Below are 16263 nucleotides of genomic sequence, written 5' to 3' on the forward strand. Positions count from 1 at the left end.
AAGCAGTGCTTCCCTTTCGGGCGAGTTATACAATACCGTGCAAAATCATAGCGTCCGCTACCTTCAGGAAGCCGGCAATGTTGGCGCCGACCACCAGGTTTCCGGGATGTCCATACTCTTCAGCCGCTTTGACGCTGCTGCGATAAATGTTTTTCATAATATGGTGCAGCTTGTCGTCCACTTCGTGGAATGACCACGAATAACGCATGCTGTTTTGAGCCATTTCGAGTGCGGATACGGCTACGCCGCCTGCATTGGCTGCCTTGGCCGGTCCGAATTGAACGCCTGCGGCAAGGAACACTTCGATCGCTTCCAGCGTGGAAGGCATGTTCGCGCCTTCGCCGACCGCTTTTACGCCGTTTGCGACCAGCAGCTTCGCCGCATCCTCGTCGATTTCATTTTGCGTTGCGCAAGGAAGCGCGATGTCGCAAGGAATCGACCAGATGCCGGTGCAGCCCTCCGTATAAGTAGCGCCCGGATGCTCCTTCACGTACTCGCTGATCCGTTTGCGCTCCACTTCCTTAAGACGCTTCACCGTATCAAGCTTGATGCCGTTCGGATCGTATACGTAGCCGTTGGAATCGCTGCATGCGACTACTTTGGCGCCGAACTGCTGCGCTTTTTCGATGGCATAAATCGATACGTTGCCGGAGCCGGAAACGACGACCGTACTGCCTTCGAAGCTTTCGCTGATCGAGTTCAGCATTTCTTGAACGAAGTATACGCAGCCGTAGCCGGTAGCTTCCGTTCTCGTCAAGCTGCCGCCATACACGATGCTTTTGCCGGTCAGAACGCCTGCTTCGTTGCCGCTGCGGATACGCTTGTACTGTCCGAACATATAGCCGATTTCACGGGCGCCAACACCGATGTCGCCTGCCGGAACGTCAGTGTCCGGACCGATATAACGATACAGCTCGGTCATGAAGCTTTGGGTAAAGCGCATAACCTCGCCGTCGGATTTGCCTTTCGGGTCGAAGTCGGAACCGCCCTTGCCGCCGCCGATCGGTTGGCCGGTGAGCGAATTTTTGAAAATTTGCTCGAAGCCGAGGAACTTGATAATGCTCGCATTAACCGACGGGTGGAAACGAAGTCCGCCCTTGTAAGGACCGATCGAGCTGTTGAATTGAACGCGGAAGCCGCGGTTCACTTGCACTTTGCCTTGATCGTCCACCCATGGCACGCGGAACGAAATCACGCGCTCTGGCTCTACGATTCTTTCGAGGATGCCTTGCTTCATATAATGCGGGTGCTTGGCGAATACCGGAACAAGAGATTCTACGATTTCTTTGACTGCTTGGTGAAACTCGCTTTCATGCGGGTTTCTTTTGACTACCGTTTCATATACGCCGCGCACATAGTCTTGGGCTGCCGCCGTATTCAGTTCGGATTGCACAATTGCCATTTCAAGTATTCCCCTCTCATCTGGACAAAATATCGTCGATTGTATCCAATACAAGTATCTTATTAGCTAATTGCGGCATAAACAATGCGCGATTTAGATGAACTTCATGCCAAATCGAGATAAGGGAATCCTTATTTTACCCACACCGATACGACCGATGCCAGAACGATCGCTTGCGCCAGAGAGAATACTACCATTTTTCGCCAGTCGTTTCGGATGAAAGGTCCGCCTCTCGACAGCCGAAGCCCTACGAACGGGATTAATAGCAATCCGAGCACGAACAACAAAATAAAACTGACCATAAACACGTACATGAACATGTACCCCTCCGGTTATACGTTATGCAAAAACGATCGTTAACGTCTGGCACGGCTTGCAGGACCCCGAAATTTCAGCACAAAAAAGCCGCAGGAAAGAGGACCTTTCCCGCGGCTTCGTAGACATGGCAAATAAGCCAGTACGACTGCGCGTAACGGTTGCCTCTCCTAAACGCTTGCGAGGTTAGCTGACGGATTCGGACGTTGGAGTCGCCCTACGCGTTGTCCTCAAGGACCATGCGATTCACCCCATGATTAACACAGCTTGTTACAGCTTGCGAAATCGGTTGGTTCCCCCGTTCCTGCCACTAGCAGAATTCAGCGAATGCAGACATATTGAATATGTATGAACTATACTCCTTCCCTGTCAAACTGTAAAGCTCGGGAAGGCCCTGTTAACCCGGTTATTCCGCCGTCCCGCCGAGAGGCAGCGGTTACAATCGCCCATATCGGGTTATTGCTCTCGTTCTCTGTCTTGTCCTGCCTTATGTATCATGCAGGAGATTTTCGCCGGCCGTTTGTTGACTTCGAGTACGGTGAAACCTATACTGAAAGCAAGCTTCATGTAACCAAATCTGTTACTGGAATGGGAATTTTAATAAGACTTATGGAATGGGGGCATTCTACAGATGAAAATCGAAATTTGGTCGGATTATGTATGTCCGTTCTGCTATATCGGCAAACGCCGCCTGGAACAGGCGATCGGGTTATTTCCGCACCGCGGCGAGCTGGAGATCGTATACCGCAGCTTCGAGCTGGACCCGAATGCGAAGCCGTATACGTCTGGCACGATCTATGACTCTCTCGCCGCCAAATTCGGCGTAAGCGCGGGGGAAGCGAAGGCGATGACTGCGAATATCGCGGAGCAGGCGAAGGCGCTGGGGCTCGATTATCGCTTCGATACGATGAAGCCGACAGGTACGTTCGACGCCCACCGGCTCGCTTTTTTCGCCGCCGGAAGCGGCAAAGCGGAGGAACTGACGGAGCGATTGCTGAAAGCGTATTTTACCGATTCCGAGCACATCGGCGACCGCGATACGTTAGTCCGCCTGGCTGCCGAGACTGGGCTGAATGCAGAGGAAGCGAGAAGGTTTCTGGAGAGTGAGGAAGGCGGGGCGGAGGTTCGCTCCGATGAACGCGAAGCGGGCGCCTTGGGCGTCCGGGGCGTGCCGTTTTTTGTCATTAATCGCAAATATGCCATTTCCGGTGCACAGCCCACAGAGCTTTTTCTGGATACGCTTTATAAAGCGTGGAATGAAGAGCATCCGCTCATTTTCGTTGACGGTGCGGACGGCGAAGGGGCGGGCGAACTATGCGAAGACGGCTCTTGCGTTATTCCGCCGCGCGATTCCGGCCGCCCTTCGTAAAAATAACCCCACAAAGTGGAGCCATGGCTTCGAAGCTTATTCCAATTACTTTGCGGGGAGCCCCGAAACTTATAAATTCTATTGAGGTAAAACGCCGGGCCGGCGCGCGGGACTTTACGGCATAACCGGTTTCTCCTCCGCGGCGGCTGCAGGTGCCTGCGGACCTTCGATTCCGGGGAACGTTAGCGTATATTCCGTCCCTTTTCCTATTTTGCTCTGAATTTGAATCTGTCCGGCCATATTTTTAATAATGCTGAACGAAACCATCGTGCCAAGCCCGGTGCCCCTCTCCTTCGTCGAGTAATAAGGGGTGCCGAGCCTGGTTATTTGTTCTGCGCTCATCCCGCTGCCGTTATCCGCTATACGAATGACGATGCGGCCGCTTAGATCGCCGGCGGCGCCCAGACGCAGCACCCCTTCGCCGTTCATCGCTTCGATCGCATTTTTGCCGATATTGATCAAGGCTTGCCTGAACTTGAATTTATCTCCGGTGATCCAGAGCGGCTCGTCCGTCAGCGAGCACGCAATTTCCACATTCTGATAATTGGCGTAGGAGAGTAAGATGTTGCGGATGTAGGCGATTTCGCGATTCAGGTCGATAGGCTCGTTCGTTTCCGTCTCCGGTTTCGCCAGTGTCAAATAGTCCGATATAATAAGCTGCGCCCGGTCCAGCTCTTCCAAACATATTTTCTGATAAAACTTTCGTTTCCCCTCCTCCAGCCCGTCCTCGCCAAGCAGTTGAATAAATCCACGAACCGACGTTAGCGGATTGCGGATTTCATGGGCGACGGAAGCGGCGATCTCGCTGACGATTTTGATCTTCTCGCTGTTCAGCACTTCCTGCTGGATGTATAAAATGCTGCGCAGCCGCTCGAAGACGAATACATACAGAGCGCAAACCAGGCTTTGGAGCATGATAACGAGCATCGTGGATACGGTTTTGGTATCCAGAAGGGAAGCAGCCCCATATGCCATGCCCTCATACAAAATCAGGACCGTCACGCGAATCAGAAAAAGCAGCGAAGCCGCGGCCAGCATTTTGCGATACAAGCTCAGCTCCATAAAACGGCGGATATACAAAGAAACGAACAGCAGCGATGAAAGTATGGCGATCGTATAGATGAGCTGGTTGGAGTTGTCCTGCAGGAAGCGATAGAGGAGTAAAATCGCGTAAAGACCGAAAGCGACATGTATGCCGCCGTACAGCGAACCGATCGCTAACGGAATCGAACGAAAATCGAATATGGCTCCTTGCAGCTGCATCGGGAGCGACATCGATAAAACAAGCGCAAACGAAAATAAGAGGAAGCAAACGGTGCGGGTGTAGACGAACTTGCTCGTTCGTCTGTGCAAGAAAGGATAGATGAAGATGGGGAAAAAAATGATCGATATATTCAAAAAGAATTCTTTTAGGATCAGTAGCATAATGCCCCCCATGAATCGGTTATGGCTGCTATTGGATACGTTACCATTTTACCATACATTCGCGTGAAACGATTCTATCGTGAGAACCTTACGAAAAAAGCCATCCTTACGTCGCGCTCACGCCCAGGTCAAAAAATCAAAATTTCTTTCAACTGCGGCAAGGATCGTCGCATCCGTTACAAACTCTGCGGTCATCGTATCCGTATCCAAAACGGCCAGACTGCCGGACTGAATCGTCTCGGTCGGCTCCGTTCGTCTGGGATCGCTGCGCGGAGGCAGCAAAATATTCAGGCCGAAGTAAGTCGTTCGGCCGAACGGGAGCGGTCCGATTCGCTGATGATAATGCCCGGCAAACAGGAATGCCGGCTCCATCCGCCGGATCAGTTCGGTAATGAGGGCGGAGCCTTGCGTCCTGCCGTGAAAATTGGTGCCGACTCCGTATGGCGCATCGTGCGTAACCAGGATGTCAATCGCGCCCGGACCATACTCCATAAGCTTTCCGTACGCTTCCATATCGAGCGAGCGTTCGTCTCCGGGCGTACCCGTCTCGATTCCGCCCAAATAAGCGATACGTTGTCCGCCTATGTCATGTATGGTTCCGTCGCGCACGTACCGGAACATGTCGATCTCATCCGCTGCCGTTTCATTGGCGTTCCGGTCGCCCAGCGACGACAAGTAGCCGAAATCTTCGTGATTGCCGCGAATGAACCGGATCGGGGCGCCGAGTTGAGACCGGATGCGGCATGCCTTGTCCAGAAGTGAGCGATCCGCCCGCACATATTTGCTGAAGTCAAGCTCCGTGGGGTCTTCCCGGACAAAACGGCTGGACCGGAGCGGCTCGTCCGGATTCGGGTATGCGCCGAAATCGCCGACCTGTACGATAAAGTCCAGACGGCGGCCTGTCACCTTCTGCCACTGCGCGAGTATGGCCATCAGATGGAACACTCGTCCATGAATGTCTCCTACGAATGCGATATTCAACTTGCCTGAATCCCCCTTTTATAGTGCCTGTCGCCCATTCTCTCCAGATGGCAATTTTCGGTACAATTATTTATTCTATCCCCGGCGCCGGGATTCCTTTGTTATGATAAGAGCACATCTGTACCGTATTTTTTTGATTTTCTGAACCATTAGGAAAAGAGGGAATCTATGACACACTCCGGGCTTACGGTCGTCTATTTCGTCCGCCACGCGGATTCGGTTTACGTGGAAGGGGCCGAACGAGAGAGAGGCCTCACCGATCAAGGAAAGCGGGATGCGCTGACCGTCTGCGACCTGCTGTTCGGCGAGCCGATCGACGCCTTCCATTCGAGTCCGTACCAGAGAGCCGTCGATACGATTCAGCCGCTCGCCGATGCCAAAGGAATGGACATCACCACCTGGGAAGATCTTCGCGAAAGACTCGCCTCGGGCTCCGATCTGGGCAAACGTTTCAAGGAGGCGAAGAAAAAGCTGTTCGAAGAGCCGGACTTCGCTTATCCCGGCGGCGAATCGAGCAAGGAAGCGGCGCTGCGGGCAGCGCGCGTGCTCGGCGAGCTGCTGCTGCGGCACCGCGGGCAGTCCATCGTCATCGGGACCCACGGCGACATTATGACGCTTATGCTGAACCATTTCGATCCGCGCTTCGACTATGCGTTTTGGACCGGCACTACGATGCCGGATCTATACCGGCTCGAGTTCGATCCGGCCGACAAGCTGACGCTTGTTACGAGACTATGGGACGGCGGCAAACGGCAGCTGTAAAGGACGGACTCCTCTCCTCCGTTTTTTGTATTTTAGGAAATTATATGATAAGGTTAAATTGTATTCAATTTAATTTTGCGCAATTAAAAAAGACGGAGGCTTCTATGGACCGGGATGACATGCTAACGCTGGACAACCAGATGTGTTTCGCCTTATACGCCTGCTCTCGGGAAATGACGAAGCTTTACCGTCCGTTTTTGGACGAGCTGGGCATCACCTATACCCAGTATGTCGCCATGCTTGCTTTGTGGGAACGCGATGACGTAACCGTCAAGCGGCTTGGCGAACGGCTGCATCTCGATTCGGGCACGCTCACCCCGCTGTTGAAGAAGCTGGAGGCGGCCGGGTTCGTCTCGCGCGCCAGGGATGCGCAGGACGAGCGGAATGTGCGCATTCGCCTTACGGCAAGCGGCGAGCAGCTTAAGGAACGGGCTTGCGACGTTCCGGCGAAGGCATTTTGCGGGCTGGGCATCTCCGCGGAGGAAGCCAAAGATTTGCGGGACCGGCTCAGGTCCCTGCTGGGACGTATTCATCAACCGACAATGGAGGCATGAGAGCTATGGGAGTTTACGATTATAACGCGAGAACGATCCGCGGTGAGGAAGTCGGTCTGGATCATTATGAAGGAAAAGTGCTGCTTGTTGTGAACACGGCCAGCAAGTGCGGCTTCACTCCGCAGTACACCGATCTGCAATCCGTATATGAAACCTACAAAGACCGCGGCCTGGTCGTGCTCGGCTTCCCCTGCAACCAATTCGGCGCGCAGGAGCCGGGATCGAACGACGAGATTCATACGTTCTGCCAGATTAATTACGGCGTCACGTTCCCGCTGTTCGACAAAGTTGACGTAAACGGTGCGGAGCGCCATCCGCTGTTCGCCTACTTGACCGAGCAGGCGCCGTTTACCGGCTTCGATCCGGAAAGCTCCCGCGGTCAGCGGCTTACGGCCATGCTGGAGCGCGAAGGCAAGCTTGCCGGCAACGACATCAAGTGGAATTTCACGAAATTTCTCATAGACCGGCAAGGAAACGTAGTCGGCCGTTTCGAGTCGCCGGTCGAGCCTGCCGACCTCGCCCCGGAGATTGAAAAGCTGCTGTAAAAGCTACAAAACCCCGTCATTTCGCCTCTTCCGGCGGTGACGGGGTTTTGTCATGCTTAATGATAACGACCTTCACTGCTGCGTCAAAATCAGCGGGCCTTCGGCCGTAATCGCAATCGTATGCTCATACTGCGCGGATAATCCACCGTCTACCGTTCTCGCCGTCCAGCCGTCCGAATCAAGCTTGCTGTGATAGGTGCCGGTATTGATCATCGGCTCGATCGTGATGACCATCCCTTCCTTCAGCCGTACGCCGCGTCCCGGAGGCCCGTAATGCGGCACCTGCGGTTCCTCGTGCATTTGCTGGCCGATGGCGTGACCGACGAAGTCGCGCACGACCGAGAAGCCTTCGGACTCGGCATATTTCTGAATCGCGTGCGAAATATCGCCGATCCGGTTGCCGATAACGGCTTGTTCGATGCCCAGATATAGCGACTTCTTCGTGACGTCCAGCAGCTTTCCCGCCTCTTCGCTGACGTTCCCGACCGCGTAGGACCAGGCGGAATCGGCCAGCCAGTCGTCCAGCCGGACGACCATGTCGATACAGACGATGTCGCCGTCCTTCAGCGCCCTTTCGCTCGGAAATCCGTGACAGATGACGTCGTTAAGCGATGCGCAAGTGGCGAACGGATAACCGTGATACCCCTTCTGCTCCATCGTGCCTCCGGCGGCTATAATGAACTGTTCGGCGAACTTGTCGATTTCAAGTGTTGTGATTCCCGGACGAATCATGCCCGCAAGCGCCCGATGGCAGGAAGCCAGCAGCTCTCCGGCCCGCTTCATTTTTGCAATTTCTTCTTTCGTTTTGATGACGATCATGCCGCGCCTCCCGAAAACGGAAAGCCAGAAATGCGCCCGCATTTCCGGCTCCCGGTCTTTGTAGCTATCATTATAAAAGGTAACGGCCGATATTACAAATGACCTGATCCTAGAGAAGGCTCGACCGGCAAATTCACTTCGATCGTTGTGCCGAGGCCTACCTGGCTGCGCACCTCCAGAGTGCCTTTATGGTTCTCGATAATGCGCCGGCTGACCATAAAGCCGAGACCGGTGCCTTTTTCCTTTGTCGTGTAAAAGGGCTGTCCCAGCTTGTCCAGCAGCGTCTGCGGGATGCCGCATCCTTCGTCGGTGATACAAATGACAATCCGGCCGTTATCGGGCTTTCGGAGCTTTACTGCGACTTTGCCTCCTCCGGGCATCGCTTCGATCGCATTTTTGATGAAATTGATCCAAACCTGCTTGAGCTGGTTCTCGTCGCACGATACGACGACCGAGCACGGATCGAAATCGGTTACAATCATCACATTGCTCATGATCGCCTGCGAATCGAGAAGCGTCACGACCTGCTCCAGCAGCAAAGCGATATCATGGCGGCTGAACACCGCATTTTGCGGCTTGGCCAGAAGCAGCAGCTCGCTCAGGATGGATTCGATCCGCTCCACTTCCGACGAAATAATGTCGAAGTACAGCTTCTTCTCCTTCACCCCGCTGTTCATCAACTGGATGAAGCCTTTGATCGCCGTAATCGGATTGCGGATCTCGTGGGCGATCCCCGCCGCCAGTTGCCCGGCGATCGACAGCTTCTCGCGGTTCATCATATGCTCCTCCGCCTGCTTGCGCTCGGTATTATCCCGCAACATGATCGAACAACCGGCGATGTTCCCCGATTCGTCCCACAAAGGAAACGCCGTCAAGATGATGTTCAGCCTCGTCCCGTCCTTGTGCATCCGTACCGTTTCGTAGCTCGGGATACTTACTCCGGCGCGCAGCTTGATGAGGTTCCGTTCCACCTCGGGCAGCTGCTCTTCGGGCACGAAGCGGTAATCGTACAAATGCAGGCCCGCTATCTCCTTCTCCTTCCAGCCGAACGTACGCTCGTATGCTTCATTGACTTGCAAGACACGGGTTTCCGTATCGAACATGACGATCGGGTCCACGTTGTGGTACATGAACGATTCGAGCCGCTCTTTCGCCGCCCGAAGCTTTTTTTCCGTTCGTTTGCGGTCGGAGATATCCCGCCAGACGGACAATATTTTGTACGGCTGTCCGGTTTCGCTCCGTATGATCCGCACCGCCGATTCGATCCAAACGTAGCTGCCGCTGCGATGAAGAGCGCGAAACTCGAACGTATGCGTATCCCGGCTCAAAAACGGTCCGACTTGGCCGATGCCTTCCATATCGTGCGGATGAATCCACGCATGGACCGGCTTGCCGAGCCACTGGGCAGGGTTGTAATCGAGAATACGCTCCAGCGAAGGAGACACATACTCGCATAGGCCGTCCGCCGAGCAGCAGGCGATAATATCGAGGCAATTCTCCGAGATAAGCCGGTACTTGTGCTCGCTCTCCTGCTGCTTGTGCCACAGCTCCTTCTGCTTCGTTACGTTTCGCGACATGCCGTGGACACCGACCACTTGACCATCCATCACGATTGGAATGTTCGTCACGTCGAAGACGATCCGATTGCCGCCGGCATCGATGCCGACCGCTTCGTAACGCTGGGGCGTTCCCTTGAGCGCCTCCTGGAACCGGTACTCGGTGTCGGCCAAATAATCGGGGGCGGTTAGCGTTTTGAAATGCAGCGGTCTCGTTTTGAAGTCGGCCGGCTTCACCCCGAACGCCTCCTGGAACGCTTCATTCGCCAGCACGACGTATCCGTCCAAATCGAGCGAAAAAATAAGATCGGGATGATGATCCAGCAGCGATTGGTAGCGAAGCCGGCCCAGTTCCAGCTCCTGCTGAGCTTCCTTGCTCTTCGTAATATCGGTTACTTGGGCGATGAAGAAAAGCGACCCGGCCTGCTCGTCCCGGATCAGGCATAGGCGGAGTTTAGCCCACACGGTGTGCCCCCCGCTGTGGACGAAGCGGCTCTCCGATTCGCAGCTCTCTCCCCCACGGCCCCTGAGCAGGGCGGCAATAAGCCGCTCCATCGCAGGAGCGTCGTCCGGATGGACGATCAAGCCCAGCGGCTGGCCGGACAGCTGTTCGGACGAAAAGCCGACGATTTCGCAAAAGGAGCCGTTTACATGATACAGCTTGCTATCCGTACCGAACAGGGCCATCGCAATGGGGGCTTGCTCAAACGCTAAATGAAACAGCTTATCGATCGAATACAGGCTATATTCCTTAAACATGGCGACGCCCTCCGAGACTTTATCTGTAGATACAAAAGTTCGCTGAGCAAACATAAAATTCCTCCGTGTCGCGCCGCCATTTTCTTTTCACGCATCCGCCATACGTACGAAGGCTGCCGGGATTTCCCCGGCAGCCCACTCTACGATTCGTATTACGCGTCCTCGGCCATATGGCCGCTTTCGATGCGTTCTTCTTCGCCTTTCTCGATACAATCGCGGTAAACGGAGTACCACGATGGCAGCATCCGCTCCGGAATGAGAATATGGCGCAGTACGCCAAGTCCGTAGACCCGCCTCCACAGCCGTTCCGTCAGTTTCAGCCGTTCCCGCATCACCGGAAGCTCCGGCTCCTCTCCGGCCGCCAGCCTGCCCGTTATGCGGTGGTCGAGACGCATCAGCTCCGCCTTGAGCCGCACATGCTCGAACGCCCATTCCTGCGATTCGCCGGTCCGGACATACGGCGCCATCTCTCGCAGCGCCGCCGTCCATGCCTCCGCCTGCGCGCCGTCCAAGTCTTCCATCTCCAGCAGCACGTCCGCAAACGTTCGCAAACGGTCTCCGCCAAGTCCGAGAACGAGCCTGCCGTAAAACAGGGCAATCTCCCGCGCGTCCCGCTGCGGATCATAACCGAGAAGTCCGGCCACGAACGCGTTGTAATGATCGCCGAACGATTCGTTATACGTCATGAAGCTTTCGCAGTTCGGGAGGGAGAACGAGCCGATTACCGATTGCAACCGCCGTGCGGCGCTGTGAACGCCCGTCTGCGTGTACACGTCCCGCCTGTCCCTCGAGAAGCCGATATGGAGGAAGCAGCCGAGCTTCATATCGCCGATTCGCGAACGAACGCCGGCATCCAGAGCCCGCACGTCGTAAGCCGCGCTGAGCTGGTAGGCGCCGAACCAGTCGCGGGCCGGTCCCAAGGCGAATTCGCGCAGATGAGCGCTCTCCTCCTCCGACGTCCACCAGCCGCATATGTCCGCCTTCAGCTCCGGGAACGACGGACGAGCGGCCTCGTACACATCGTGCACAAGCTTCAGAAATACGGGATAATACGGCTGGCACTTCGGACAGGCGCAGCCGCCGTCGTCGTAAGGGGCGCACACGATTTTGCCGATTCGAATGCCCGACTGCGCCAAATCCTCGAACAACTGCCGGTGATTGTTCAGGATGACCTGCCGCGCCTCCGGGTTCGAAGGGCAAAGCACCTGCCCTTGCACCCGCAGCTTGTGATCGCGCACGCCGACCCACTCCGGCCGCATCTGGTCGACGAAGCCGATGTTCGGCGTGACGACGAGCACGTTGTCAAGCCCCAGCTCCTGGCTGATCTTCAGCCACCCCTTCTTGCGCCGCCACAAAAACATCGACGAGCTGTGGAACACATGCGGGTGGTACGGATCGGGCATATCGTTCGGGTCGAACCAGTCGCCGTAGCCGCTCGCGCCGGACAAAGCCAGGTCCTCCAAGTACCGCCGCATCTCGCCTTCCCAGCATACTTCGAACGAATTGCCGAAATGTCCGGGCAAATAATGAATGCGTTCCTTCACCGCCGGAATGTATTCTTTCCTTCCGGCAGGGAGCCCCGGCCAGGCGGGTTCGGGGCTTGACGCAGACCTAGCGCCGCTCCCGAATGCGCCAGCCTCGTCCGCGGAAGCGAGCAGCAGGCGCAGCAGTTCGCCGAGACCGGCAATAAAATTCCGGCTGCGGTTCGCGCCTATTCTCACCTCGAACGGGGCTGCCACCTCGATTACATAACCTTCCGTCTCGGTTTCCGAGAACGTGAGCCGAAGCTCCGCCCTCCCGCTTCCCGTCATCTCGCCGATCCGCTCGGCCGCAATGCGGGCAGCTTGCTCCGCCTCCCGGCATAAACAGCGGCAATCCAAACGCAGCCATGTTTCCATACTGTCCTCCATCGATCGTATCGCGGCGTACCTGTCCAGACACGCCGCGGATTACGACATCCGTTTATTTTTTCATTGCCTTGGCTTCGGCGATTTTCTTGTTCACTTCTTCATCGGCTTCTCTTAAGGCCGTGTTGAGGTCTTTTTCCCCGACAATAACCGAACGCATCGCGTTTGCGGCCGCCACTTGCCCAAAGTTGTTGTTCTCCCCGACGTAAGCGGGCGGGGTGGCCGGTTTTTTGGCCCGGATCGCGGCGATGTTTTTCCCCTGCCACTGGGCCACATTACGTCCGAACGCCGACTTCACCTCGGCGCTTTTCAGCGGACTGATCTGGGCGAATTCCGCCGCCAGCTTCGTTTGCGTTTCGTCGGTCAGCAGTTCTGCGAGGCTCAGGAACGCTTCGTCCCGATGCTCGCTCGTCGAAGCGACCGAAATGTAGACGGGATACGGCTGGGAGCCGATTCCCGGCGCGCCTTTCAACTCCGGCAGCGAAACGGCGTCCCAATTCAGACCGTCCTCCGGCTTCGGCGCATCGGAATTGTACATGACGAACATCGCCGACGATTTTTCTTTAAAGAAGGCGTTTTTAATCCCGCCACCGCCGATCAATTCTTTCGTCGCGTTGTAGCCGGGCATCGTATAAAGCGGAAGCAGCGATTCGATATACGATTTCCACTTGTCCGTCTGCAAGGCGGATTTCTCGCCGCTCGCGTCGAGATAGCCGAGCGACAGCTGATTGCCTATAATGAGATGATTAGGATCGGTGACGAAGCCGCGGTACTGCACTCCGCCGTCGCTTCTCGTCAGCCGCGTCGCCAAGCCCTGAAGACTTTCCCAGGTGATTCCTTCGGTCGGATACGGAACGCCGAACTTGTCGAACAGATCCTTATTGTAATATAAAAGCAGGCCGAGATCATATAACGGTAAGGCGCTTACTTTGCCGTTGTCCAGATTGCGGATCATATCCATATAGGCCGGCTCGATCCGGCTTGTATCCAGCTTGTGCTTCTGGATCAGGTCGGACATATCCTGCGTAAGCTCGAACGGCTTGATCTGACTCCGGTACGAGTTAAACGAGCCGATAATGAGATCGATTTTGCGCTTTTCGGTTAACGCGTTTTGCAGCACAGTGCCGGTATTTTCAAAGACCTCGAACGTAAACTGCGGGTACTTCTTCTGAATTTGCTTCCCATAGCGCTCCATAAACCATTCGTTATTCCCTCCGCCCGGCGTCAGCACCTGAAGCTTGACCGGCTTCGGGCTCTCCGCGGGCTTCTCGGCCACGCCTGGATTTTGCGCCGCTTCGTTCTCCTTCGCGTTATTCCCTCCGCAGGCGGTTAGCGACGACGCGAGCCCGGCCGCAAGCAATACCAGATTGAATCTTTTCCATGTTTGTCCCATACGTAAGCTCCCCTTCTCATATAAAAAATGTATAGAAAGCAGCCTGTAAGCCGCTTTATACCCATATTAAGAACGCTTTCATTTCGCGGATGGGATTTCCAAAAAAGATAACATTGCTATTGTCGACAATAAAATGAAAAATCAGGGCCGCGTTCCGCTCTTGCGAACGAAACCCGGCGCCGCGCCCCGAAATCCGGGCGTCCTTCGGTTAATGCATCATCCAGCCGCCATCGACATTCAGCGTCTGGCCCGTTGTAAAGTCGCTGTCGGCCGAAGCGAGAAACAGGAAGGCGCCGACCATGTCGGGCGGCAGCTGCCTTCGCGGAATCGCCTGCTCCTCCGCCAAATACAGCCGCGTCTTCTCCCTCTCCTGCAGATCGGGCATATCGAGCAGCTCCTGCTCGGTCATCACGGCTCCCGGCGATATAGCGTTCACCGTAATGCCATGCTTGCCGACTTCGCGGCTGAGGGCGCGGGTAAAGCCGATCACGCCGCCCTTCGAGGCTACGTAATGCACGAAGCCTTTTTGTCCGCGCCAAAAGGTGACCGAGGAAACGTTAATGATTTTGCCGTAGCCTTTCTCGCGCATGTACGGAAAAACCGCCTTGCTCGTCAAAAAGCAAGATTTCAAGTTGACCGCCTGTACCCGGTCCCACTCGTCGCCGGTAATTTCATACCATTCCTTGCGCGGGTATATGCCGGCATTGTTGACGAGTATATCGACGCCGCCCCACGCCTCCTCGATCTGCCGCACCATCGCCGCCACCTGCGCCTCGTCGCTCACATCGGCACGGACCGCCATCGCCTGCCCGCCTTCCGCTTCGATGGCAGCCACGACCGCAAGCGCATTCGCCTCCGAGCCGATATAATTGACGGCTACACGGGCTCCTTCCTTCGCATAGGCCAGGCATACTTCTCGCCCTATACCGGTCGAGCCGCCTGTCACCAGCGCAACTTTATGTTCGAGTCTCACCGCTTTAGCCCTCTCCTTTCTATCAGTCGAACGAATCGAACGGATACATGGGCCGGGGAATATGCCGGAACGGCAAGCCGGTCAAATTCGCCGTGCTCGCACCCGGCGTATCGAGAATATAGATGCGATCCGTGAGCAGCTCGTATTCGGCCCGGAACTGAGCGGCCGACTTGACGAGCACGAGATCGGCGTCCGCCGGCTCCAGGCCGACGCTCCGGTACATCGCCGGATCGCCCGTGAACGTGGCGTTCTCCATCAGCAGCACGGACACGGTGCCGATCTGGACGACGGCACAGCGGCCCATATTCGCCTCCAGGCCGGCGACCGTCCCTCCGCCGAAGCGGAATTTCCCCGATCCGACCTTGGCAACGACGCCTTCGATCGCCAGCGGCTCGCCGTAGGCGCGGCTGACCGAATGGCCGACCTGCAGCCTCACCGTGCGGCCCTCTCCGGCCTCCGCCGCCGCCCGAGCCGCACCCGGGTCTACTATCGACAGCAAACAGTTCCATCTGTGATGCGTTTTCAGCCGCAGCAGCTCGCGCAGGACGAAGTTGCTGTCCCCGGGCGATCCCGCTCCCGGGCTGTCGGCGGAATCGGATACGACGACCGGGCCGCCGCGCCCGCGCTGCTCCTCCAGCATAACGACCATTTCCTCCACGCCGTACAGCCGGATGTCGAACTGCTTCCGCTTGCTCCACATCGATGCCGCGAGCCGACCCGCTTCCTCTTCCGCCTTTGCCGGGTCGTCGTCCATAACGACTACGGAACAGCCCATCTCCGCAATATCGAGCCACGGCTGGACGAGAAACAGCGACGTCATCGCGCAGCGCCCTTCCCGCTCGCCGGCAAGCGCCTCTTCCCACAGCTCCGCCATCGGCCCGCGTGCCGTTTCGTGCCGTTCGGCAGGGACGATCATCGGCACCTTGCACAGCCGGATATGCGGCTTCGCTTCGCCCCGGACGATACGCCGCAGCAGTTCGGCCGCGCGGTACCCGGTCGGCACGTAGTCGGTATGCGGAAACGTCCGGTAACCGACGATGCCGTCAACCGTCTCGACCAGCTTCCGGGTTACGTTCGCATGGGAATCGAGCGTAATGACGATCGGTACATCGGGTCCGACATGTAACCTCAGCAGCTCCACGATTTCGCCGTCCGCATCGTCGTTGTCCTCCGCCACCCACGCCCCGTGCAGCGTGAACAAAACGCCGTCGCAGGCGGGCAGGCCTGCGAGCCGCTCGGCCAGCAGCCGCTTCAGCTCGTCAAACGTGCGGCGCGGAATTTTGCCCGACGACACCGCCTGCGCAAAAACGGTCGGAAGGAGCGTCATCTCGGGATGGTCCGCAGCCGCCTTGATGAATCCGGCCAGCTCGTTCTCCGCTTTTTGCGGCTCCAAAAGCTGGCTGCCGGTCCGGAAATAATACTGCTCGAAATCGCGCATGGCGCTGCTCGCTTCGCTGAACGTATTGCTTTCCTGGAGCAAGCCGCCGATGATGATGTTCATTC

14 protein-coding genes and 1 riboswitch are annotated in these 16263 nt (G+C 56.4%); of the genes, 4 read left to right on the top strand and 10 right to left on the bottom strand.

Annotation, left to right across the window (positions count from 1 at the left end):
* Positions 1-25: 25 nt before the first annotated feature.
* Both gdhA and D7M11_RS20840 read right to left on the bottom strand, forming a co-directional pair.
* Positions 26-1402, bottom strand: coding sequence for an NADP-specific glutamate dehydrogenase (gene gdhA / locus D7M11_RS20835; RefSeq protein WP_120749190.1), 1377 nt, complete (start codon positions 1400-1402; stop codon positions 26-28).
* Between the two features lie 131 nt (positions 1403-1533).
* A complete protein-coding gene (locus D7M11_RS20840) occupies positions 1534-1722 on the bottom strand; it encodes a hypothetical protein (RefSeq protein WP_120749191.1) in 189 nt (62 codons plus the stop codon).
* Positions 1723-1877: 155 nt separating this feature from the next.
* Positions 1878-2053: riboswitch (cyclic di-AMP (ydaO/yuaA leader) on the bottom strand.
* Between the two features lie 295 nt (positions 2054-2348).
* Here D7M11_RS20840 and D7M11_RS20845 point away from each other — a divergent pair.
* Positions 2349-3086: a DsbA family oxidoreductase gene (locus tag D7M11_RS20845; protein WP_120749192.1), complete on the top strand. Its 738-nt coding sequence runs from the start codon at positions 2349-2351 to the stop codon at positions 3084-3086.
* A gap of 114 nt (positions 3087-3200) precedes the next feature.
* On the opposite strand, the gene D7M11_RS20850 is transcribed toward D7M11_RS20845, so the two are convergent.
* Positions 3201-4439: an ATP-binding protein gene (locus tag D7M11_RS20850; RefSeq protein WP_193556246.1), complete on the bottom strand. Its 1239-nt coding sequence runs from the start codon at positions 4437-4439 to the stop codon at positions 3201-3203.
* A gap of 189 nt (positions 4440-4628) precedes the next feature.
* Positions 4629-5492, bottom strand: a complete 864-nt coding sequence (locus D7M11_RS20855; protein WP_120749194.1) for a metallophosphoesterase family protein — start codon at positions 5490-5492, stop codon at positions 4629-4631.
* Positions 5493-5660: 168 nt separating this feature from the next.
* Here D7M11_RS20855 and D7M11_RS20860 point away from each other — a divergent pair, with 168 nt between their 5' ends.
* The 3 genes from D7M11_RS20860 to D7M11_RS20870 all read left to right on the top strand — a co-directional run bounded on the left by D7M11_RS20860 (position 5661) and on the right by D7M11_RS20870 (position 7353).
* On the top strand, positions 5661-6254 hold the full coding sequence (locus D7M11_RS20860) for a histidine phosphatase family protein (RefSeq protein WP_120749195.1): 594 nt from the start codon (positions 5661-5663) through the stop codon (positions 6252-6254).
* A gap of 104 nt (positions 6255-6358) precedes the next feature.
* The gene (locus D7M11_RS20865; RefSeq protein WP_120749196.1) at positions 6359-6808 is read left to right on the top strand and encodes a MarR family winged helix-turn-helix transcriptional regulator; all 450 of its coding nucleotides are present in this window, start codon (positions 6359-6361) and stop codon (positions 6806-6808) included.
* 5 nt (positions 6809-6813) lie between these two features.
* The gene (locus tag D7M11_RS20870; protein ID WP_120749197.1) at positions 6814-7353 is read left to right on the top strand and encodes a glutathione peroxidase; all 540 of its coding nucleotides are present in this window, start codon (positions 6814-6816) and stop codon (positions 7351-7353) included.
* Positions 7354-7425: 72 nt separating this feature from the next.
* On the opposite strand, the gene map is transcribed toward D7M11_RS20870, so the two are convergent.
* From map to D7M11_RS20900, 6 genes are all read right to left on the bottom strand, one after another.
* Entirely contained in the window at positions 7426-8172 is a 747-nt protein-coding gene (gene map, locus D7M11_RS20875; protein ID WP_120749309.1) for a type I methionyl aminopeptidase, read from the bottom strand.
* A gap of 92 nt (positions 8173-8264) precedes the next feature.
* Positions 8265-10487, bottom strand: a complete 2223-nt coding sequence (locus tag D7M11_RS20880) for a PAS domain S-box protein (protein ID WP_158606760.1) — start codon at positions 10485-10487, stop codon at positions 8265-8267.
* A 152-nt stretch (positions 10488-10639) separates the two neighbouring features.
* Entirely contained in the window at positions 10640-12385 is a 1746-nt protein-coding gene (locus D7M11_RS20885; RefSeq protein WP_120749199.1) for a hypothetical protein, read from the bottom strand.
* 64 nt (positions 12386-12449) lie between these two features.
* Complete coding sequence (locus D7M11_RS20890) at positions 12450-13787, bottom strand: ABC transporter substrate-binding protein (RefSeq protein WP_120749200.1); 1338 nt, start codon at positions 13785-13787, stop codon at positions 12450-12452.
* A gap of 208 nt (positions 13788-13995) precedes the next feature.
* On the bottom strand, positions 13996-14760 hold the full coding sequence (locus D7M11_RS20895; RefSeq protein WP_205127094.1) for an SDR family NAD(P)-dependent oxidoreductase: 765 nt from the start codon (positions 14758-14760) through the stop codon (positions 13996-13998).
* 22 nt (positions 14761-14782) lie between these two features.
* The gene (locus D7M11_RS20900) at positions 14783-16261 is read right to left on the bottom strand and encodes a M81 family metallopeptidase (protein WP_158606761.1); all 1479 of its coding nucleotides are present in this window, start codon (positions 16259-16261) and stop codon (positions 14783-14785) included.
* Between the last annotated feature and the right edge of the window lie 2 nt (positions 16262-16263).

Origin of the sequence: Paenibacillus ginsengarvi (genome assembly GCF_003626695.1) — a bacterium.
In the GTDB taxonomy this organism is placed as follows: Bacteria; Bacillota; Bacilli; order Paenibacillales; family NBRC-103111; genus Paenibacillus_AB; species Paenibacillus_AB ginsengarvi.